This is a genomic window from Telluria sp. ZB4P37, from assembly GCF_059685855.1.
Genome location: NZ_JCASID010000005.1, coordinates 15,375 through 35,874, shown reverse-complemented (window position 1 = coordinate 35,874; position 20,500 = coordinate 15,375). Strand labels below are relative to the sequence as shown.

Annotated in this window: 17 protein-coding genes; 11 read left to right on the top strand and 6 right to left on the bottom strand. The window is 63.1% G+C overall.

The genetic code is table 11. From position 1 onward, the window contains the following. The first annotated feature begins 12 nt into the window (after nt 1–12). From AC56K1_RS10820 to AC56K1_RS10780, 9 genes are all read left to right on the top strand, one after another. Nucleotides 13–1,206, top strand: coding sequence for a phosphopentomutase (locus AC56K1_RS10820; protein ID WP_497157846.1), 1,194 nt, complete (start codon nt 13–15; stop codon nt 1,204–1,206). Next, nucleotides 1,203–2,159, top strand: a complete 957-nt coding sequence (gene deoC, locus AC56K1_RS10815; protein WP_497157845.1) for a deoxyribose-phosphate aldolase — start codon at nt 1,203–1,205, stop codon at nt 2,157–2,159. Before AC56K1_RS10820 ends, deoC begins: the two co-directional genes overlap by 4 nt. Before the next feature lie 17 nt (nt 2,160–2,176). Continuing rightward, entirely contained in the window at nt 2,177–4,555 is a 2,379-nt protein-coding gene (locus AC56K1_RS10810; RefSeq protein WP_497157844.1) for an aldehyde dehydrogenase family protein, read from the top strand. Nucleotides 4,556–4,779: 224 nt separating this feature from the next. Beyond that, complete coding sequence (gene deoA, locus AC56K1_RS10805) at nt 4,780–6,102, top strand: thymidine phosphorylase (RefSeq protein WP_497157843.1); 1,323 nt, start codon at nt 4,780–4,782, stop codon at nt 6,100–6,102. 9 nt (nt 6,103–6,111) lie between these two features. Beyond that, nucleotides 6,112–6,513: a cytidine deaminase gene (locus AC56K1_RS10800; RefSeq protein ID WP_497157842.1), complete on the top strand. Its 402-nt coding sequence runs from the start codon at nt 6,112–6,114 to the stop codon at nt 6,511–6,513. Between the two features lie 201 nt (nt 6,514–6,714). Then, nucleotides 6,715–9,621 carry a type VI secretion system Vgr family protein gene (locus AC56K1_RS10795; protein WP_497157841.1) on the top strand — a complete coding sequence of 969 codons (2,907 nt, stop codon included), beginning with the start codon at nt 6,715–6,717 and terminating at the stop codon, nt 9,619–9,621. A 51-nt stretch (nt 9,622–9,672) separates the two neighbouring features. Continuing rightward, nucleotides 9,673–11,049 (top strand): hypothetical protein, encoded by a 1,377-nt coding sequence (locus AC56K1_RS10790; protein ID WP_497157840.1) that lies wholly within the window; start codon nt 9,673–9,675, stop codon nt 11,047–11,049. Continuing rightward, nucleotides 11,046–11,861: a hypothetical protein gene (locus AC56K1_RS10785; RefSeq protein ID WP_497157839.1), complete on the top strand. Its 816-nt coding sequence runs from the start codon at nt 11,046–11,048 to the stop codon at nt 11,859–11,861. The genes AC56K1_RS10790 and AC56K1_RS10785 overlap by 4 nt, the downstream gene beginning before the upstream one ends. Nucleotides 11,862–12,003: 142 nt before the next feature. Then, complete coding sequence (locus AC56K1_RS10780; protein ID WP_497157838.1) at nt 12,004–12,684, top strand: DUF2076 family protein; 681 nt, start codon at nt 12,004–12,006, stop codon at nt 12,682–12,684. A 22-nt stretch (nt 12,685–12,706) separates the two neighbouring features. Here AC56K1_RS10780 and AC56K1_RS10775 read toward each other — a convergent pair whose 3' ends face one another. From AC56K1_RS10775 to AC56K1_RS10750, 6 genes are all read right to left on the bottom strand, one after another. Continuing rightward, a complete protein-coding gene (locus AC56K1_RS10775) occupies nt 12,707–13,471 on the bottom strand; it encodes a LytR/AlgR family response regulator transcription factor (protein WP_497157837.1) in 765 nt (254 codons plus the stop codon). Beyond that, nucleotides 13,471–14,361, bottom strand: coding sequence for a sensor histidine kinase (locus AC56K1_RS10770; RefSeq protein ID WP_497157836.1), 891 nt, complete (start codon nt 14,359–14,361; stop codon nt 13,471–13,473). Before AC56K1_RS10770 ends, AC56K1_RS10775 begins: the two co-directional genes overlap by 1 nt. Before the next feature lie 3 nt (nt 14,362–14,364). Beyond that, entirely contained in the window at nt 14,365–14,616 is a 252-nt protein-coding gene (locus tag AC56K1_RS10765; protein WP_497157835.1) for a hypothetical protein, read from the bottom strand. Nucleotides 14,617–14,751: 135 nt separating this feature from the next. Then, the gene (locus AC56K1_RS10760) at nt 14,752–15,315 is read right to left on the bottom strand and encodes a GNAT family N-acetyltransferase (protein WP_497157834.1); all 564 of its coding nucleotides are present in this window, start codon (nt 15,313–15,315) and stop codon (nt 14,752–14,754) included. Nucleotides 15,316–15,349: 34 nt separating this feature from the next. Continuing rightward, a complete protein-coding gene (locus AC56K1_RS10755) occupies nt 15,350–15,991 on the bottom strand; it encodes a TetR/AcrR family transcriptional regulator (protein WP_497157833.1) in 642 nt (213 codons plus the stop codon). A 7-nt stretch (nt 15,992–15,998) separates the two neighbouring features. Beyond that, nucleotides 15,999–17,486 (bottom strand): aminotransferase-like domain-containing protein, encoded by a 1,488-nt coding sequence (locus tag AC56K1_RS10750; RefSeq protein WP_497157832.1) that lies wholly within the window; start codon nt 17,484–17,486, stop codon nt 15,999–16,001. 167 nt (nt 17,487–17,653) lie between these two features. On the opposite strand from AC56K1_RS10750, the gene aptA reads away from it, so the two are divergent. Next, nucleotides 17,654–18,970 (top strand): omega-aminotransferase AptA, encoded by a 1,317-nt coding sequence (gene aptA / locus AC56K1_RS10745; protein ID WP_497157831.1) that lies wholly within the window; start codon nt 17,654–17,656, stop codon nt 18,968–18,970. A 2-nt stretch (nt 18,971–18,972) separates the two neighbouring features. Next, the gene (locus AC56K1_RS10740) at nt 18,973–20,466 is read left to right on the top strand and encodes a CoA-acylating methylmalonate-semialdehyde dehydrogenase (RefSeq protein WP_497157830.1); all 1,494 of its coding nucleotides are present in this window, start codon (nt 18,973–18,975) and stop codon (nt 20,464–20,466) included. The last annotated feature ends 34 nt before the right edge of the window (nt 20,467–20,500 follow it).

Here is a 20,500-nt window from a genome sequence, read left to right as displayed (position 1 = left end):
AGGCAGCGAACCATGTCACGCGCATTCATCCTCCTGCTCGACTCGTTCGGCCTGGGCGCGCTGCCCGACGCCGACAAGTACGGCGACACGGGCGCCAACACCTTCGGCCATATCGCCGCATGGGCGGCGAAAGAGGGCAAGCCGATGTCGCTGCCCAACCTCGAGCGCCTCGGCCTGGCCGCGGCTGCCCACAAGGCCAGCGGCGAATGGGCCGCGGGTTTCAGCCAGCGCGGCGGTTTCACGGGTGCCTGGGGCGCCGCACGCGAGCAGTCGACCGGCAAGGACACCCAGAGCGGCCACTGGGAGATCGCCGGCGTGCCGGTGCTGTTCGACTGGGGCTACTTCCCGAAGACCGTGCCGTCCTTCCCGAAAGAGCTGACGGATAAACTCCTGGCGCTTACCGGCGTGCCGGGCTGGCTCGGCAACTGCCACGCCTCGGGCACCACCATCATCGACGAACTGGGCGACGAGCATGTCGCCAGCCGCAAGCCGATTCTCTACACCTCGGCCGACTCGGTGCTGCAGATCGCCGCGCACGAAGAACATTTCGGCCTGGAGCGCCTGTATGAAGTCTGCGAAGCGGCCTATGAACTGGTCAAGCCCTACAACATCGGCCGCGTGATCGCGCGTCCCTTCCTGGGCGAGAACGGCAAGTACAAGCGCACTTCGAACCGCCACGACTATGCCGTGCCACCGACCGCGCCGACCCTGCTCGACCACGTGAAAAACGAGGGCGGCGAAGTCATCGCACTCGGCAAGATCAGCGACATCTTCGCCGCGCAAGGCGTGACCAAGCTGGTGAAGGGCGTCGACAACATGGCGCTGTTCGACCGCCTGCTGGAAGAAACCGAGACCGCGCCGGAAAAATCGCTGACCTTCGTGAACTTCGTCGACTTCGACATGCACTTCGGCCACCGCCGTGACGTCGCCGGTTATTCGAATGCGCTCCACGAACTGGACGCACGCATGCCCGAATTCCTGGCCAGGCTCAAGGACGGCGACCTGTGCGTCATCACCGCCGACCATGGCTGCGATCCGACCGCGCCGGGCTCGGACCACACCCGCGAGCACATCCCGATGATCTTCTTCGGCCCGAATGTCCCTGCGCAGGAATTGCCGATCGCGTCCACCTTCTCGGACATCGGCGCCACCCTCGCCAAGCACCTTGGCGTCAAACCACTTTCGAACGGAACCGCACTGCTATGACCCAGCCACTGGACTTCAAACGTAACACCGCCGCCCCCCTCGACCTTGGTTGGGTCAACAGCATCAAGATCAACCGCAATGCGGCCGACCGCCGCGCCGCCAGCCTGGCGAACCGCCGCACCGTCAAGAAGGAATACCAGGCTGCGTGGCTGATCCGCGCGGTCGAGTGCATGGACCTGACCACCCTGGGCGGCGACGATACCCCGGGCCGGGTCGAGCGCCTGTGCATGAAGGCGATGCGCCCGCTGCGCACCGACCTGATGCAAGCCCTCGGCATCGACAGCCTCACTACCGGCGCCGTCTGCGTCTACCACGAGATGATCACGCCCGCCGTGAAAGTGCTGCAAGGCCGCCTGCCGATCGCCGCGGTGTCGACCGCGTTCCCGGCCGGCCTGTCGAGTTTAGAGACCAAGCTGCGCGAAATCGAACTGTCGGTGGCTGCAGGCGCGACCGAGATCGACATCGTGATCACCCGCCAGCACGTCCTGCTAGGCAACTGGCAGGCGCTGTACGACGAGATGCTGGCTTACCGCCAGGCTTGCGGCGACGCGCACGTCAAGGCGATTCTCGCCACCGGCGACATCGTCACGCTGGACAACGTGGCCAAGGCATCAATGGTCTGCATGATGGCCGGCGCCGACTTCATCAAGACCTCGACCGGCAAGGAAGGCGTCAACGCCACCATCCCGGTGTCGCTGGTGATGACCCGCGCGATCCGCGAATACTACGAGCAGACCGGCTTCCAGGTCGGCTACAAGCCTGCGGGCGGCGTGTCCACCGCGAAGAGCGCGCTGCAATACCTGACCGTGATGAAGGAAGAACTCGGCAACGACTGGCTGCAGCCGCACCTGTTCCGCATCGGCGCCTCGAGCCTGATGACCGACATCGAGCGCCAGCTCGAGCACTACGTCACCGGCAACTACTCGGCCGCCCATCGCCACGCGCAACCTTAAATACCAACGGATTCGTCATGCCAACTATTAAAGAGATTCTTCAGACCATGGATTACGGCCCTGCACCAGAAAGCACCAAGGAAGCAACTGCGTGGCTGGACCAGCATGGACGCCGTTTTGGCCTGTTCATCGACGGCGCCTGGAGCGACGCCGCCGCCACCTTCGCCACCAGCAATCCTGCCGACGGCAGCGAGCTGGCGCAGGTCACGCAAGCCACTAGCAACGACGTCGAGCGCGCCGTGCAGGCCGCGCGCCGCGCGCAGCCGGGCTGGGTCGCGCTGGGCGGCCATGGCCGCGCGCGCATCATGTATTCGCTGGCACGCCTGCTGCAAAAGCACTCGCGCCTGTTCGCAGTGCTCGAGACCCTGGACAACGGCAAGACCATCCGCGAAACCCGCGATGCCGACCTGCCGCTGGCCGCGCGCCACTTCTACCACCACGCCGGCTGGGCCCAGCTGCAATCGGAAGAATTCGCGGACTACCGCGCCGTGGGCGTGGTCGGCCAGATCGTCCCCTGGAACTTCCCGCTCTTGATGCTGGCATGGAAAATCGCGCCGGCGCTGGCCGCCGGTAACACCATCGTGTTCAAGCCGGCCGAATACACGCCGCTCACCGCGCTGCTGTTTGCCGAGATCTGCCAGCAGGCTGGTGTCCCTAGTGGCGTGGTCAACATCGTCACCGGCGACGGCGCCGTGGGCGAAGCCATCGTGAATCATCCTGGCATCGACAAGCTGGCCTTCACCGGCTCGACCGAAGTGGGCCGCATCATTCGCAAGGCCATCGCCGGCACCGGCAAGAAGCTGTCGCTGGAACTGGGCGGCAAGTCGCCCTTCATCGTCTTTGACGACGCCGACCTCGACGCCGCCGTCGAAGGCCTGGTCGATTCGATCTGGTTCAACCAGGGCCAGGTCTGCTGCGCCGGTTCGCGCCTGCTGGTGCAGGAATCGGTGTACGACCGCTTCATCGCCAAGGTGAAGGTGCGCATGCAGAACCTGCGCGTCGGCTCGCCGCTTGATAAGTCGAACGACATCGGCGCACTGGTCGACCCGGTGCAGCAGCAGCGCATCCACGGCCTGGTGGAATCGGCCCGCGCCGAGGGCTGCGAAGTGTGGCAACCAAGCTGCGAAGCGCCGACTGCCGGCTCGTGGTACCTGCCGACCCTGATCACCGGCGCCTCGACCTCGGCCGCCGTGGCCCAGGCCGAGATCTTCGGCCCGGTGCTGGTCGCGATGAGCTTCCGCACCCCGCATGAAGCGGTGCAGCTGGCAAACAACACCGTCTACGGCCTGGCCGCCTGCGTGTGGTCGGAATCGATCTCGCTGGCGCTGGACGTCGCGCCGCAGATCAAGGCCGGCGTGGTGTGGATCAACACCGCCAACCAGTTCGACGCAGCTTGCGGCTTCGGGGGCTACAAGGAATCGGGCTTCGGCCGCGAAGGCGGCAAGGAAGGCATGTACGAGTACATGGTGCCGGTGTCCGAAGATGCGCGTCCTGCGGCCCCGGTCGCTGCCGAAAAAGGCAAAGTGCGCGCTTCGGAAGAAGGCAGCCCATTTGGCGTGGACCGCACCGCAAAGCTGTACATCGGCGGCAAGCAGACCCGCCCTGATGGCGCCTACAGCCGCGCGATCAACGGTGCGAATGCTTCCTTCCTGGCCGACGTCGGCGAAGGCAACCGCAAGGACATCCGCAACGCCGTGGAAGCTGCGCACAAGGCGGCCGGCTGGTCCAAGGCCACCGCGCACAACCGCGCGCAAGTGCTGTACTACCTGGCCGAGAACCTGGCGGTCCGCGCCGACGAATTCGTCGCCCGCATCGCCGCCCAGACCGGCGCGCGCAACGCGCAGCTCGAAGTACAGGCCTCGATCGAGCGCCTGTTCTACTGGGCCGCATGGTGCGACAAGTACGACGGCGCGGCCCACCAGCCGCCGATGCACGGCATCACCGTCGCGCTGAACGAACCGGTCGGCGTGATCGGCATCATCTGCCCGAACGAGAACCCGCTGCTCGGCTTCATCTCGCTGGTCGCTCCCGCCATTGCGCTGGGCAACCGCGTGGTGGCCGTGCCTTCGGAAGCGCATCCGCTGTCGGCGACCGATTTGTACCAGGTGCTGGATACCTCGGACCTGCCGGGCGGCGTGCTGAACATCGTCACCGGCTCGAGCGACGAGCTGGCACGGACGTTGGCTTCGCACGGCGACGTGGATGCCGTGTGGCGCCATGATGGTTCGGCGGCAGGCTGCGCGGAAGTCGAGCGCCTGTCGGCCGATTCGCTCAAGCGTACCTGGGTGGGTGGCGGCAAGGGGCGTGACTGGTTCGATGCGAAGCAGGCGTGTGGGCGTACCGTGCTGCAGCATGCGAGCCAGGTGAAGAACGTATGGATCCCCTACGGCGTGTGAGGGAACCTCGATGAACCTACTGCGCGTCGGATCTTTGGCCTGCGATGCTCGCTGTACCGTAAGTACAGCTGCGCTTCTCGGCCAAATCTCCTTCCGCTCGCTACGGTTTCTCGAGGTCCCGAGACGTTTGTAGGAAAACCGTCATCTTTGATGTGGCGGGGCAGGGTGGACGGGAATCCCGTCCACCCTGCGTCGTTTTATTCAGGTATTGAAAGAGAGCACCCATGTTCCTCCCCCAAGAAATCATCCGCAAAAAGCGCGACGGCGGCACCTTGAGCGCCGAAGAGATCCAGTTCTTCGTGCGCGGCATCCCTGACAACACTGTCACCGAAGGCCAGATCGCCGCACTCGCGATGGCCGTCTACTTCAACGACATGACCATGATTGAGCGCGTCGCCTTCACGCTGGCGATGCGCGATTCCGGCCAGGTCCTGGAATGGAAATCCCTGAATCTCCCGGGCCCGGTGATCGACAAGCACTCGACCGGCGGCGTCGGCGACGTGGTCTCGCTCATGCTCGGACCGATGATCGCCGCCTGCGGCGGCTTCGTGCCGATGATCTCGGGCCGCGGCCTTGGCCACACCGGCGGCACGCTCGACAAGTTCGACTCGATTCCCGGCTACAGCACCGTGCCTGATCCGGACCTGTTCCGCAAAGTGGTCAAGGATGTCGGCGTGGCCATCATCGGCCAGACCGCCCAGCTGGCCCCGGCCGACAAGCGCTTCTACAGCATCCGCGATACCACGGCGACCGTGGAATCGGTGGCGATGATCACCGGCTCGATCCTCTCGAAGAAGCTCTCCGCCGGCCTGGACGCGCTGGTCATGGACGTGAAAGTGGGCAGCGGCGCCTTCATGCCGACCTACGAAAAATCGGTCGAACTGGCCGAGAGCATCGTCGCCGTCGGCAATGGCGCGGGCACCCGCACTTCGGCCATCCTGACCGGCATGGACGAATCGCTCTGCCACGCCGCCGGCAATGCCGTCGAAGTGCGCGTCGCGATCGACTACCTGACCGGCAAATCACGCCCGGCACGCCTGCACGAAGTGACGATGGCGCTGTGCGCCGAGATGCTGGTCATCTCCGGCATCGCCGCCAACGACGCCGAAGCACGCGCCAGGCTGCAAACCGCGCTGGATTCGGGCGAAGCCGCCGAGCGCTTCGCGCGCATGGTTGCTGCATTGGGCGGCCCGGCCGACCTGATGGACAAGCCGGACGCCTACCTGGAAACCGCACCGGTGATCGTGCCGGCGGCAGCAACGCAGGCTGGCTACGCCGCTTCGGTCGACACCCGTGGCCTCGGCCTCGCCGTGGTCGCACTGGGCGGCGGCCGCGTGCGTCCGCAGGATTCGATCGACTTCGCCGTCGGCTTGACCGGCCTGGTGGAACTGGGCGACAGGTTCGAGGTCGGCCAGCCGCTGGCGATGGTCCATGCACGCACCAGCGAAGCTGCCGAGCAGGCCGTGCGCCAGGTGCAGGCCGCCTACCAGGTCGGTGCAGAAAAATCGGCCACGACGCCGATGATCCACCGCACCATCCGTCCGTAAGAGGCAATCATGAAATACGCAAAACTGATCGACGAAGCTAGAACCGCGCGCGAGCTGGCCTACGTCCCGTACTCGAAATTCAAGGTCGGCGCCGCGCTGGAAACCAGGGACGGCCGCATCTTCCGCGGCTGTAACGTGGAAAACGCGTCCTACGGCCTGTGCAACTGTGCCGAGCGCACCGCCTTCTTCAGCGCCATCGCCGCGGGCTACAAGCCGGGCGACTTCACCGCCCTGGCCGTCATCGGCCAGACCGAGGGCCCGATCGCCCCCTGCGGCGCCTGCCGCCAGGTGATCCTGGAGCTGGGCGGCAATGCCTTGCCGGTGGTGCTGACCAACCTGAATGGCGATGTGTTTGAAACCACGGCGGCCCAGCAATTGCCGAATGCCTTTGGCGGTGCAGACCTGAACTAGTAGTTCTTGCCTGGTCTGATGTGCCGAGTCACATGGGACACCAGTCTTGCCGGAAGCGCTGTACGCAGAAATGCGACAGCGCTTTCGTTTTGGCTTGTCGCGCGGCATGCGGCCTGATCCTTCTCAAGAGCAAAAATGCCATCCCGGCGTGTAATCGCTTAGTCGCGTGCACATGCGCGTGGTCAATCTCGGGAGACAGCGATGTCGGAACACGTCCATGGCGCCAATCTTTTTGCATCCTTGAGCCGCTTTACCCAGGACACGCGCCTGCTCAGGTTATTCACGCCCCTGGGCGAGGACTTGCTGGCTGAATGCGTGCACGGCGAGGAGGGGATCAGCGAAGGCTACCGCTTCAAGGTCGACGCATTGTGCACGGACGTGGACCTGCAGCTCAAAAGCTTGATTGGCCAGCCGGCTCTGCTGCAATTGTTGACGGCCGAGAACTTGGGCTCCTTGCGCCCCTTCCACGGATACATTACCTCCGCGGAAATCACCGGCGCCAATGGCGGCTTCGTGCGCTATATGCTGACGATCGAGCCGTGGAGCAAGTTCCTGTCGCTGGGCAGGGACAGCCGCACTTTCCAGGACATGACAGTCTTCGACATCCTGGACGTCGTGTTCGGCAGCTATGCGGGCCGGGGCAAGCTGCTCTCGGCATGGCGTTTCGACATCGCCGACCAGGGCGTCTATCCCAAGCGCAGCTTGAGCACGCAATACCAGGAAAGTGACCTCGCTTTCGCGCGGCGCCTGATGCACGAGGAAGGCCTGTTCTATTTCTTCGAGCACAGCGGCGACCCGGACAGCGCCTCGTTGGGCAGCCACACGATGGTGATTGCCGACCACAACGGCGCCTTTGCGCCAAATTTCCAGGCATCGGTCGAGTTCACCCGGCCCGGCGCCGTCATGAAAGCCGACAGCATCGACCGCTGGCGTACCGAAACCCGCTTGTCGACCAATGCAGTCGACATCGGCAGCTGGGACTACCGCAGCGTGCGCCAGCGGCAAGCGAGCGCGGCCGGAACGGACAGTAGCGGCGCACTGTTGAGCAGCCGCGATGCGCCCGGCGTGTATGCCTGGCAGAGCCGTGAGCAGGGCCAGCGGATGGCCCTCAACCAGATCCAGGCATCCGAGGCTGCGCGCCAGGTGCATATCGGCGCCGGAACCGTGCGCAGCTTTGTGCCGGGGAGGAGCTTCACGCTACACGGGCACGCGCGGTTCGACGAAGCGGACAGCGACGATGGCCGGACATTCGTCATCGTTCGGGCCAAACACCTGATGCATAACAACCTCTCGGCGGACATGGCCGATGTGGTGGGCAAGCTGTTGGGGAAGGGCGTGACGGCACTCGCCAACAGCGGGGAAATGGGCCAGGCGGACATGCGGCAACCCGGGGGCGAGCGGCCTTTGTATCGCAACCGCATCGAGGCCATCCTCGCCAGCCTTCCTTTCCGCAGTGCTTGCATGGATGGGCACGGTCGCGTCCTCCGGCCAAGCCCGACCGTACGAGGCCAGCACACCGCCATCGTGGTCGGGCCTCCCGGCGCCGTGATCCACACGGATCGGGACCATCGGATCAAGGTGCAGTTCCACTGGCAGCGGGGCGCGAACAGCCATGGCCGGGTGAGCCATCCGTATCCGGAAGGACATACCGGCGCCCCGGGCGACGACACCGCCGGCACCTGGGTGCGCGTTGCCACCCCGGTGGCGGGCGCGAACTGGGGCAGCAATATGCTGCCGCGAGTCGGGCAGGAAGTGCTGATCGATTTCCTGGACGGCGATATCGACCGGCCTGTCGTCATCGGCAGCCTGTACAACGGCCGGGGGCAGCTCGACGCCCAGCATAACGAGGTTGCGCAAGGCGGAGGAGCAGCCACCGGCAACGCCTCGCCCTGGTTCCCTGGCGAAAAAGGCGGCCACGCGCACCCGGCAGCCCTGTCCGGCATCAAGTCCCAGGCCATGCAAAGCAGCCAGGGCGGCGATGGGGCCTACAACCAGCTCGTGTTCGACGACAGTGCCGGTCAGTCCCGCCTCGCCTTGCAACACCATGCCAAGTCCCACGCCGGAACAGCCGAGCTGAACCTCGGGCACCTGCGGCACCAGGCCGACAACGAACGCCTGAATCCCGTGGGTTTCGGCGCCGAGCTGAAGACCGCGCATAGCGTCGCCATGCGGGCGGGGCAGGGCATGTTGCTGTCGACCGATATGCGTAGTGGCGGCAGCGGCAGCCAGCGCGGTGCGCTGGAGGCAGAGGCGCAGATCGATGCGGCTCACCAGCTTCAGCTCGCCCTGGCTACCCAGGCGGGCAAGCATAACGCCAAGCTGAAGGATGAGCCCGAGCCGGAAGAGCTGCCAGCCGTCAAGCAGATGTGCCATAGCGCCGAGGTGTTGAAAGGCGGGGAGGGGCAGGCGGATGAATATAGCGAGCCGCAACTGCAATTGTCGAGTCCGGCGGGCATTGCGGTTTGCACACCGGCTGATGCGGTGCTGTCGGCCGGCACGACCAGCACTGTCGTCGCCGGGCAGGATATCAATATGGTTGCGCAAGGGGCGAGCTCCACGCTCGCGGCGGGTGGGATTAGCCTGTTCACTTACGGAAAGGCCAGCAATAAGAACAAGCCGAACCAGGAGGTGGGGATCAAGTTCCATGCGGCCAGCGGGAAGCTGAGTGTGCAGAGCCAGTCGGGGGCGACGACCCTTATTGCGGACAAGAAGGTGACGGTGGCGAGCGTGACCAGGTCGGTATCGATTTCGGCGCCGAAGAAGCATGTGCTGCTGACCGCGCAGGGGGCGTATATCAGGCTCGAGGGCGGGAATATCGAAGTGCATGCGCCGGGGAAGGTGGAGTTCAAGGCGAGCAAGAAGGAGTTGGCCGGGCCCGTGAGTGTGAAGGGGGTGGATCTTGCGATGAAGGTGTCCGAGCTGAATATTAAACGAGACCTTGAAATCGAATATGTGGATGCGGATGGTAATGCACTGACTGATGAGCCCATTGCGCTTGGGTTTCTGGATGGGGTCAGGAAGGAGGTCGTGTTAGACGGCAATGGAAAGGCAATCATCAAAAAAGCGCCGCTTGGCCCATTTGGTGCGAAACAGCCAAGACGTAGATAATGCGAGCGCGTTGAAGACTGGGTTGATCATCAACTTGGAAGGACTTGCACGATGACTTTGAATCGAGAATCTAAAAAGCCGATTGGAACGCAATCCGTATGTATCGACTTACCAGGCGAGTCAGTTCAATGTTGGCGATCGACGGACAAGGTTCGAGTAGTTCTGCGAAAACACCGCGACGTCATCATCGATATCAATCTGGCTGGCGATCGAAAATATACTGTGGAGTCAACCGGGTCGGATTTTTATGATGCGAACAAGAAGAAACTAATCGCTGGTAAAGGAAAGCAGCGTGTTCTCTTTAATAATGGCGAACGGCTACATATATGGGTGGCACGCGATTTTGAAGGGGAACTTTTGTTGAAATCGGGCGCCGAAGTATTGACGAGGGTTAACCCGCGAAAGCTGGATCGAAACAAATATGATCACATCGTTACCACTAAACCAGAACCAATCATTATCGCCGTGGGATCGGCTCGCTACCGCACTAATTCAACGTTAGGCGAGGCGATTTCTCTAGCACCCAAGCCTCATGAATTGCGGTTGGCTCAACAGGGGCGGCCACTGGCAGCGCCTATCGAGGAAAATCTTCCGCTTGTATATGTTTTTGACGGTAGCATAAAGAATGCTCCAGCGGCCATATGGAGATCCATTGAGGGCGGCGGTGGAGATTCTGGGCTGGTTGATATTGATCCGTTTGATGTGGCAACCCGTAATTGGCTTCTAGGGCAGCTTATGGGCGCCGGCGCATATCTTAGTGATAATTGGGAGTGGTTGAAAGCCAGTCTGGATAGCAAGACGCATCAAGGCTTTAAACTAGTTACGGCTAAAATACATTATGTCCGGGGCCAGGCGAGGTACTTCTTCTCCGGCTATAGTAAACACAATGTTGTATTTAAGCAAGGAGGCTTTGCTCCTGGGAGCGACCGCATTATGACAATTTTTAGTGGTGCGGGAAAAGTAGGCAGCGTGTTGAAGTCTACCGCGAAGGGAGTGCTTGGAACGTTCAAGGGTAACGCTTTAGTTGCATTTATATTCGGAAGCGCAACTTCATTTGTAGAATGGAAAGCTGACGCGTCGAAGGATGGATGCGACCTTCTTGCGTCGCTGTTGATGAATGTTGTCAAATCGATTCTCATCGCGGTCATCGTTGCACCGATCGTCGCAGCGATCATTGCGTTAGTTATGTTTGGGGCCGAGTCGGGCATGGTAGTGGTTGCTGTGGGTGCTCTTACGTTGGGTGTGGGCGCAATCGTTTCGTTTGGTGTCGATGCCATTGATAAAAAGTTGGGTCAAGTCATAATTGATGAATCCAATAAAGATGGTATATCTCCACTTGTGGCTGAGTATGTCAGGGAAAATTTGAAAGGTAATTGGGATTACCTGAAGAAAAAATTGCTTTGGGATTATGAGGAGGCGTCGTTGTGAGGAATCTTGAATCCCTTAATCCTGTTGGAATGCGGCCGTCGCGATTTACAAGTTTTGCCGCGGGTGTTGCAATAATTCTGGCTTTGATTTGCCTGCCACTAGCATATGGTGCTGCGCCGCATATCGCGTTCTTTGATAACTTGATCGTACAGATGCTGGGCATAATAATGTTGGCTGCGTTATTGTTGTCGGTGAGTTCGGTACTATTTTGCTGGGGATGGGAGGTAAGATATTTCGGGTTTTCATCGCTATGCATTTTAAGTATCTCTCTGATGGCGATTATCCCTTTGTTGTCGGTGGTAATTTACGGGAAAATTGAAATTCTAAGCAAGTTCGGGTTGCTTTTATTTTATCTTTCGACTCATCTTTGGTGGGCTCGGAAATTCTTGGTTTTGTATGGTGATATTTTTGATAACAACGAATTTCGTGCCGTTATTTACGAAGAGGAGGACGATGCTATTTATTACAATCGACGTGCTGATAGATATTTAATGGAAAAATTCTATAATTTTTCGCAAATGCCGCCAGATAAATATTTTATCGCCTTTATATTGCTCGCTTTCACATTGATGCCATTTATGGGGGGCATTCGAGCTATTGTGGGATTGCCATTCGCTCATGTGTTTTTACTCGTCGCTATGCTGCCGGTTAGTTGGATGTCTGTTGGAATGGCACTTCGAGGTTTTCTGGTCTGCTACTTCTATCCTAGGAAATTGAAAAAAACTACGGGTAAAACTGTATACGTGGATCTGGTGCGAAAACATCCTCATATCAGGTCTAAGGGAAAATTTGAGAAGAATTCACCTGCCTGAGCTATCAAAAGGGTCCTTCGTTTGTATTTGTGCTAGTCGGGAAAGGTGAACTCCCACACTAGTCGTGTCTAACCCACACCTTGAAATTTGTCCATCCCGCACACATGTCTTCTTGATCACACTTTCCGATGAGGAGCACCACATGAGCCCGTCCGATGCACAGGTATTGCACGATTTCCTCGGCCAACTGGTCCAGGCACGTGGCCTGAAGAAAGACCCGGAAGCAGACGCGCTGATTCAACGTGCGGTCGAGCAGCAGCCCGACGCCGCCTACTTGCTGGTTCAGCGCGTGCTGCTGATGGAGCAGGCACTGAACGGTGCCAAGTCCCGGATCGCCACGCTGGAAAACCAGCTGCGCCAGCATCCGCAGCAGCAACAGCACCGACAAGCCCAAGGCGGCGGCTTCCTCGACACCGTCTTCGGCCATCGCCGCCCGGTGTCTCACCCCCAGTCCCACCACATGTCCTACCAGCACGCCTACCCGGGCTCGATGGGCAGCGGCATGCCGGGCTTCCTGCGTGGCGGGGGCGGTGGGGGAGGACTGCTGGGATCGATCGCGGCAACCGCAGCCGGTGTCGCCGCAGGCAGCTTCCTCTTCCATGGCCTGGACAACCTCTTGCATGACCACGACGGCAACACAGCAGCCCACCTGTTGGGCGACAACCAGCTGGGAGGCAGCGACCTGTCCGGAAGCGCACTGGCAGACCAGGCCGGCCTGGGCGACATCGGCCAGTCCGATAAGCTGCTCGACAACGAGCCTGGCCTGGACGGCAACGGCGGCTTCTTCGACGGTGATGGGTCCGACGACGGCCTGTTCGGCTAAACGCTCGACGGTCGCAGCGACGCTACATCTGCTGGAACAGGTGACTGTGATTGCGGCTGACTTCCAGCTCGCCGGCGAAGTTGCGTAGCTTGAGCATTTGCCGACCGCGCAGGTCGCGCGTGACTTCGGCAATGGCATCCACCCGCACCAGGGTCGAGCGGTGGATGCGCCAGAACTCGTCCGGGTCCAGCTCGTCCGCCAATTCTTTCAGCGTCTTGCGGATCAGGAGCTGGGCGGTGGCGGTCTGCACGCAGGTGTATTTGTCCTCCGCCTGGAAGAACAGGATCTCGCGGGTGCTGATCATGCGCAGGCTGCCGCCGACCTGGGCCTGGATCCAGCGCAGGTAATCCGGCTTCGTCGCAGCGCCGCCCTGCTTGAGCAGCGTGCCTAGTTCCGCCAGCTGGACGCCGATGTCCTGCGGCGCCAGGCTCAAGCGCTTGCGCACGCGTTCGCAGGTCGTCTGCAGGCGCGCCGGTGTCACGGGTTTGAGCAGGTAGTCGATCGCGCCCTGCTCGAACGCGTCCAGCGCATACTGGTCGTAGGCGGTCACGAACACGATGTGGCAGCGGTCGTAGAGCTGGCGCGCCGCGTCGATGCCGCCCATGCCGGGCATGCGGATATCGAGAAAAGCGATGTCCGGCTGGTGCTGCTCGGCCAGCGCCAGCGCTTCCATGCCGTTCGCGGCTTCGCCCACGATCTGCAGCTCGGGCCAGGCATCACGAAGGCGCATGCGCAGCTGCTCGCGCAGCGGCGCTTCGTCGTCTGCAATCAGGGCGGTAACAGGCATCAGTCGAACTCCGTCATCCGGTAGGGCAGGCGAATCGAGGCGCAGGCGCCGCCACCTGGCGGCATCTCGATCACCAGTTCCGCATCCTTCCCGTACAGCAGGGCCAGGCGTTCGCGGATGTTGGCCAGTCCCACGCCTTCGTCGGCATGCAGGTTGATGCCGACGCCGTCGTCGCAGACGTCGACGTGCAGGATCGCGCCTTCGACGTGGGCCTTGATCGTGACCGTGCCGCCCGCCACCTTCGGCTCCAGCCCGTGCTTGATGGCGTTCTCGATCAGGGTCTGCAGCATCATCGGCGGGAAGGGCGAGCTGCCCAAGAAGTCCGGCACCTCGAAGCGCACGGCCAGGCGTTCCTTCATGCGTGCCTGCATGATGGCGAGATAGGCTTTCGACAGTTCCACCTGCTTGCCCAAGGTGCCGCCACCGCCGGCGCGCATTTGGGGCAGCGACGAGCGCAGGTATTCGATCAAGTGGGCATGGACACGCGCGGCTTCCTTCGGGTCGGTCTCGATCAGCTGGCCGATCAGGGCCAGGGTATTGAACAGGAAGTGCGGCTCGACTTGGGCCTGGAGCGTGGCCATCTGCGCTTCCATCAGACGCCGCTCCAGGGTCGCGACATTGGCCTTGTCGGAAGCATCCTTGGCCTGGAGTTCGGCGCGGCGCTTGCCGCCGGCCAGCACTTTCACGCCGAAGGAGATCAGGATGAAGGAGATGGCCGGTTCGGTCAGCTGGAAGGCGAGGCCGAACACGAAGACCACGAACCAGGTCACGTACAGCTGGCGCCACTCGACCAGGGCCAGCCAGTCGAAGAAGCTCCACGCCAGGGCGCTTGCTTCGCTGACGGCTTCGCGCACGAAGTCGAGTGCGCGGTTGATCGGTGCGGCGGCCATGGCTTACTCCACGATCTGCGAAGGGCGGCGCCCGAACAGGGCCGTGGCGACGAGCTTCAGCAGCAGGAAGCCGATAAACAGCGTCAGCGCGAGCGGGACGATGGTGAGCAGGCAGGCCAGCAGGATCGACACGGCCAGCAGCGCAGGCCAGGGCAGGGCGGCCAGGGTGCGGGCGCCGGAGCGCACGGCGCGGTTGCACTTGCGGCCGAGGTCTTCCATGTCGGCGACGAAGGATTGGAAGCGGGTGGTTTTCATGTGATGCGTCCTTTGCTGGAGTTGATGGTGCTACTTTAGGGGGAGCACATCAAGCGCGCCAGCGTGATCCGACGAAGTGCCGGAAACCCGGCATTGGCGGTAGCGAGGGCGGATAAGCGGGGAGGCCGCGCGCGCTCAGCGGCTGGGACGCGCGTCCCAATAGCGCTTGAGCAGGCCGTAGTTGATCGTGTCGGCCATCTCGCCGTGCACGAACCAGCGCTCGGGCATGAAGCCCTCCTTGCGAAAGCCCATCCGTTCCAGCACGGCGGCGGATGCCGCATTGCGCGGGTCGATGTCGGCCTCGACGCGATTCAGGCGCAGCTCGTGGAAGCCGTAGTCGAGCGCGGCGCCCAGGGCTTCGCCGGCGTAGCCCTTGCCCCAATGCGCGCTGGCGAGGGCGTAGCCAACCTCGCAGCGGCGGTTCTGCGGGAAGACATGGTGCAGGCCAACGGTGCCAATCAGGACGCCGGTCGCGGCCAGCTCGATGCCGAAGCGGACCTCGCTCTGGTCGCGGTAGCTGTCGAGCGCCTGACCGATCATGGTTTCCGCGTCCGCCACCGAGGTCCAGGGCTCGGCGCTCCAGTAGCGCACCACGGCAGGGTCGGAGAACACGGCGAACAGGTCGGGCCCATCGTCCATCGTCAGTGGACGCAGGGTGAGCCGGTTGGTCGTCAGGATGGGTGTGGGATAACTAAGCATGGTGGGAATGATAACATTGCTTTTCCAGTCATGCTCAGGTGACCGCCGCCACGGCCCGCACCACCAGGTCGCCGACCAGCTGCTCCGCATCCTCGAAATCGCTGCCGGTGAGTTCGGGCTGGCCCAGCACCAGCGTCATCTGCGCCGAGAAGTCGGCGTAGGACTGCGTCATCGCCCACAGCGCGAACAGCAGGTGGGTGGCGTTCACGCGCGCGATGCGCCCGTCCGCCATCCAGCGCTCGAACACCTCGATATCGCGGCGCAGCAGCGGCACCACGCGCTCGCGGATCTGGTCGCCGTAGAACTTGGCCCCTCCGATGACTTCGATCGCATACACGCGCGAGGCCCAGGGCTGCTCGCGCGAGAAGCGCAGCTTGGCCGCGACATAGGCACGCAGCACGTCGGCGGGTGCGCCGTCGGCATTGGCCAGGTGGGCCATGCGTTCCAGCCAATCGTCGAGCACGTCGTCGAGCACGCGCTTGTACAGGCCTTGCTTGGTGGGGAAGTAGTACATCAGGTTCTGCTTCGACATCGCCGCGCGTTCGGCGACGGCGGCGATGGTCGTGCCTTCGAAGCCGCATTCGGCGAACAGGCGGGTGGCTTCGAGCAGGATCGTGGTCTCGACCCGGTCGCGCCGCTTCGAAGCGGTGTCGGTGTCGCTTGTCTGGAGGTCCATGGATTCCTCAGCGCTGGGTACGCAGGAAGGCAAGCAGTTGCGGGTTGGCCGCATAGGCGGCATTGAAGCGGAACCAGATGCGGCCTGGCGCGCGCTGGGTGAAGAACTCGCCGGGCGCGAGCAGGATGCCGGCCTTCAGGGCGGCGTCGGCAATGCTGCGGCCATTGCGTGCGCGTGTGGGAGCCTCTGCCCAGCCGGCGCTGACGAACATGCCGCCGCGCGGGCGCGCCAGCGGGCCCATGCCGATACCGTCCAGGGCCTCGAGCGTGCGTTCGCGTGCGTCGCCCAGCTGCACCACCAGGCGCTCGACCATGCGGCGGTAGCCGCGCGTGCTGGTCGCGTCGAGCACCGCGCGCTCGTTGATCTCGGAAGTGGTCAGGCCGGTCACCATCTTCACGCGCAGCAGTTCCGGCACCAGCGAGCTGGAAGCGCACAGCGAACCGACGCGCAGCACCGGCGACAGGGTCTTGGAAAAGCTGCCGACCCGGATCACGCGGCGCAGCCCATCCATCGCCGCCAGCGAGGCCTCGCCCGGCGCCGCCAGCTCGCGATAGATGTCGTCTTCGACCAGCCAGAAATCGAACTGCTCGGCCAAGGCAAGCAGGCGGTGCGCCTGCGCCTGCGAGAGCGAGGTGCCGAGGGGATTCTGCAGCACCGTGTTGACGAACATGAGCTTGGGCTGGAGCGCATTCGCCTGGCGCGCCAGCTCCTCCATGTCCAGGCCTGCTTCACCGCGCGGGATGCCGACCGGGATGCAGCCGTGGTGGCGCACCAGCGACAGCAGATTGCTGTAGCCCGGGTCTTCGACCAGCACCACGTCGCCCGGGCGCGTCAGCGTGCGCAGCACGAGGTCGAAAGCGTGGGTGGCGCCGTGGGTCAGCAGCACCTGGTCCGGCTCGATGTGGAACAGCTCGTCGGACAGGGTCGAGGCCAGGTGCTGGCGCAGCGAGGGAAAACCGAGCGGGTGGCCATAGCCGCGCAGCCGGTTGGGCGGGATCTTCATCGCGTGGCGCACCGCGTCGAGGATGGTGTTTTCGCCATACCAGTCGGGCGGCAGCCAGCCGGCGCCGACCGGCAGGGCTTCGCCCTGGCCGGAATACAGATCCGGGGCGAGGGCGTCGATCTCGGAATGCAGGCTCGATTGCAGCTCGATGGGTGCGCAGGGCGCCGGCGGCGGGCTGCGGGTGACGAAAAATCCGGACCCGCGGCGCGAGGACAGCAGGCCGAGCTGGTGCAGACGTTCGTAAGCATCGACCACCGTGTAGGTGCTGACGCTATTGATCTTTGCGAATTGTCTAACCGAAGGCATTTTCGTACCGGCACCAAGCTGACGCTCGTTTACCATCGTCGAGATGGTTCCGACGATCTGGTCGACCAGGCTGCCGCGCTTACTCCGGTCGATGGGCAACAGCGGCCAGGCCGTAGCGGGCGCCGTAGCGGACGCCGCACCGGACGCCTCGCAAGGAAATTCGTCTGTCAAAACAGCTTCTTCCATCGCCGCCGCTCCGCTCCTCGGGTGTCCAACTGTATCGGTTAAGCTACCAGTACGGTTGGTCGGTTCTGCCGTTGGTGTATCTGTGCCGGTGTTGCCTTGCTGACTATTATTGATCAATATTTTGCCAACTGGTAAAAATTTTTCGCCAAGATGGCGGGGAGAGTCGCATGAACGAATCCAGGCCCAAGTCGATGTCGTCGTTTTGGATGCCCTTCACCAATAACCGCGACTTCAAGGCCAATCCGCGCCTCTTGGTCTCGGCCGAAGGCATGTATTACAAGGACGTGGACGGTAACAGCATCCTGGACGGCACCGCCGGCCTGTGGTGCGTTCCCTGCGGCCACGCCCAGCCGCGCATCACGCAAGCCGTGAGCGAAATGGTCGGCCAGCTCGACTTCGCGCCCACCTTCCAGATGGGCCACCCGGCCGCGTTTGACCTCGCCGAACAGCTGATGGACTACAGCGGCCACAAGTTCGGCCACGTCTTCTATACCAACTCGGGTTCCGAAGCGGTGGACACCGCGCTGAAGATGGCGCTGGCCTATCACCGGGCGCGCGGCGAGGGCGGGCGCACCCGCCTGATCGGCCGCGAGCGCGGCTACCACGGCGTCGGTTTCGGCGGCGTGTCGGTGGGCGGCATCGGCAACAACCGCAAGAGCTTCGGCCCGCTGCTGCCGGGCGTGGACCACCTGCCGCACACGCACAACCTGCTGAAAAACGCCTTCTCGCGCGGCGAGCCGGACTTCGGCGTCGAGCTGGCCGACGAGCTGGAACGCCTGGTGACCCTGCACGATGCCTCGACCATCGCCGCAGTCATCATCGAGCCGGTGTCCGGCTCCACCGGGGTGCTGGTGCCGCCCAGGGGTTACCTGAAACGCCTGCGCGAGATCTGCGACAAGCACGGCATCCTGCTGATCTTCGACGAAGTGATCACTGGCTTCGGCCGCCTGGCCACGCCCTTCGCGAGCGACTATTTCGGGGTCGAGCCGGACATGATGACGACCGCGAAGGGCCTGACCAATGGCGTGGTGCCGATGGGCGCGGTGTTCACCAAGCGCTTCATCCACGACGCCTTCATGGATGCGCCGGCCGGCATCGAGCTGTTCCACGGGTATACCTATTCGGGCCACCCGCTGGCCTGCGCGGCCGCGATCGCGACGCTCGACGTCTTCCGTGAACAAGGAATCACAGAGAACGCCGCGAGCTTGCAACCATACTTTGAAGACGCCCTGCATTCGCTGCGCGGCCTGCCGCACGTGATCGATATCCGCTCGATCGGCCTGGTGGCCGGCATCGAACTCGAACCCATCGCCGGCAAACCGGGGGCGCGCGCCTACAGCGCGTTCAAGCAGGCCTTCGCGGACGGCATCCTGATCCGCGTGACGGGCGACATCATCGCGCTGTCGCCGCCGCTCATCCTGACCAAACAGCACATCGACGAATTGTTCGGCAAGCTGGCCAACGTACTCAAGAACCTGGACTGACCATGACCCTGATATCCCATTTCATCAACGGCCAGCAGGCCCACCCCGAAGGCACGCGCCAGGCTGACGTGTTCAACCCGGCGAAGGGCGAAGCCTGCGCGCGGGTGGCGCTGGCCGAGCCGCGCGATGTCGATGCGGCCGTGGCGGCGGCCCTCAAGGCCTTCCCGGCCTGGGCCGCGACCCCGCCGCTGGCGCGTGCGCGCGTGCTGTTCAAATACCTGCAGCTGTGCCAGCAGCACACCGACGAATTCGCGGCGATGATCACCCGCGAGCACGGCAAGACCTTCGCTGATGCGCAAGGAGAGGTCGCGCGCGGCATCGAAGTGGTGGAGTTTGCGGTCGGCATCCCGCACATGCTCAAGGGCGACTTCTCGGACCAGATCGCGCGCGGCATCGACGCCTGGTCGATGCGCCAGCCGCTCGGCGTAGTGGCCGGCATCACCCCGTTTAATTTCCCGGTGATGGTGCCGATGTGGATGTTCCCGGTCGCGATCGCGTGCGGGAATACCTTCGTGCTCAAGCCGTCCGAACGCGATCCGTCGCCGTCGCTGTTGCATGCGCGCCTGCTGAAAGAAGCCGGCCTGCCGGATGGCGTCTTCAACGTGATCCAGGGCGACAAGGTGGCGGTCGATGCGCTGCTGGACCACCCCGACATCCAGGCCATCAGCTTCGTCGGCTCCACGCTGATCGCCGAATACATCTATTCGCGCGGCTCGGCCAAGGGCAAGCGGGTGCAGGCCCTGGGCGGCGCCAAGAACCACATGGTCGTGATGCCGGACGCCGACATGGACATGGCGGTCGACGCGCTGATCGGCGCGGCCTATGGCTCGGCCGGCGAGCGCTGCATGGCGATCTCGGTGGCGGTGGCCATCGGCGACGCCGGCGACAAGCTGGTTGCAGGCCTCGCCGCACGCGCCTCGAGGCTCAAGATCGGCGACGGCATGAGCGAGGGCGCCGAAATGGGCCCGCTGGTCACTGCCGCGGCCAAGGAACGCGTCGAGCGCCTGATCGGCCAGGGCGTGGAGCAGGGCGCCACACTGGTGGTCGACGGCCGGGGTTGCAGTGTCGAAGGCTGCGAGAAAGGCTTTTTTGTCGGCGGCACCCTGTTCGACCACGTCACGCCCGAGATGAGCATCTACCAGGAAGAGATCTTCGGCCCGGTGCTGTGCGTGGTGCGCCTGCCGGACGTGGGCCGCGCGGTGGAACTCATCAACGCCAACGAATACGGCAATGGCGTGGCGATCTTCACGCGCGACGGCGGCGTGGCGCGCGAATTCGTGCGCCAGATCGAAGTGGGCATGGTCGGCGTGAACGTACCGCTGCCGGTGCCGATGGCCTTCAACAGCTTCGGCGGCTGGAAGCGCAGCCTGTTCGGCGACCACCATGCCTACGGCCCGGAGGGCGTGCGTTTCTATACACGCCACAAGGCGGTGATGGAGCGCTGGCCCAACACGGCCAGCAGCGGACCGGAGTTCTCGTTCCCGCAGATGAAGTAAGCAGGTCGACCAACATAAAAGCATAGGGATGCAC

Excerpts from the sequence above, each read along its gene's own strand:
- deoA (WP_497157843.1), top strand. The coding sequence starts at position 4,780 with ATGTTCCTCCCCCAAGAAATCATCCGCAAAAAGCGCGACGGCGGCACC.
- AC56K1_RS10780 (WP_497157838.1), top strand. The coding sequence starts at position 12,004 with ATGAGCCCGTCCGATGCACAGGTATTGCACGATTTCCTCGGCCAACTG.
- deoC (WP_497157845.1), top strand. The coding sequence starts at position 1,203 with ATGACCCAGCCACTGGACTTCAAACGTAACACCGCCGCCCCCCTCGAC.
- AC56K1_RS10750 (WP_497157832.1), bottom strand. The coding sequence starts at position 17,486 with ATGGAAGAAGCTGTTTTGACAGACGAATTTCCTTGCGAGGCGTCCGGT.
- aptA (WP_497157831.1), top strand. The coding sequence starts at position 17,654 with ATGAACGAATCCAGGCCCAAGTCGATGTCGTCGTTTTGGATGCCCTTC.
- AC56K1_RS10765 (WP_497157835.1), bottom strand. The coding sequence starts at position 14,616 with ATGAAAACCACCCGCTTCCAATCCTTCGTCGCCGACATGGAAGACCTC.
- AC56K1_RS10740 (WP_497157830.1), top strand. The coding sequence starts at position 18,973 with ATGACCCTGATATCCCATTTCATCAACGGCCAGCAGGCCCACCCCGAA.
- AC56K1_RS10775 (WP_497157837.1), bottom strand. The coding sequence starts at position 13,471 with ATGCCTGTTACCGCCCTGATTGCAGACGACGAAGCGCCGCTGCGCGAG.
- AC56K1_RS10795 (WP_497157841.1), top strand. The coding sequence starts at position 6,715 with ATGTCGGAACACGTCCATGGCGCCAATCTTTTTGCATCCTTGAGCCGC.
- AC56K1_RS10755 (WP_497157833.1), bottom strand. The coding sequence starts at position 15,991 with ATGGACCTCCAGACAAGCGACACCGACACCGCTTCGAAGCGGCGCGAC.
- AC56K1_RS10810 (WP_497157844.1), top strand. The coding sequence starts at position 2,177 with ATGCCAACTATTAAAGAGATTCTTCAGACCATGGATTACGGCCCTGCA.
- AC56K1_RS10790 (WP_497157840.1), top strand. The coding sequence starts at position 9,673 with ATGACTTTGAATCGAGAATCTAAAAAGCCGATTGGAACGCAATCCGTA.
- AC56K1_RS10760 (WP_497157834.1), bottom strand. The coding sequence starts at position 15,315 with ATGCTTAGTTATCCCACACCCATCCTGACGACCAACCGGCTCACCCTG.
- AC56K1_RS10770 (WP_497157836.1), bottom strand. The coding sequence starts at position 14,361 with ATGGCCGCCGCACCGATCAACCGCGCACTCGACTTCGTGCGCGAAGCC.
- AC56K1_RS10820 (WP_497157846.1), top strand. The coding sequence starts at position 13 with ATGTCACGCGCATTCATCCTCCTGCTCGACTCGTTCGGCCTGGGCGCG.
- AC56K1_RS10800 (WP_497157842.1), top strand. The coding sequence starts at position 6,112 with ATGAAATACGCAAAACTGATCGACGAAGCTAGAACCGCGCGCGAGCTG.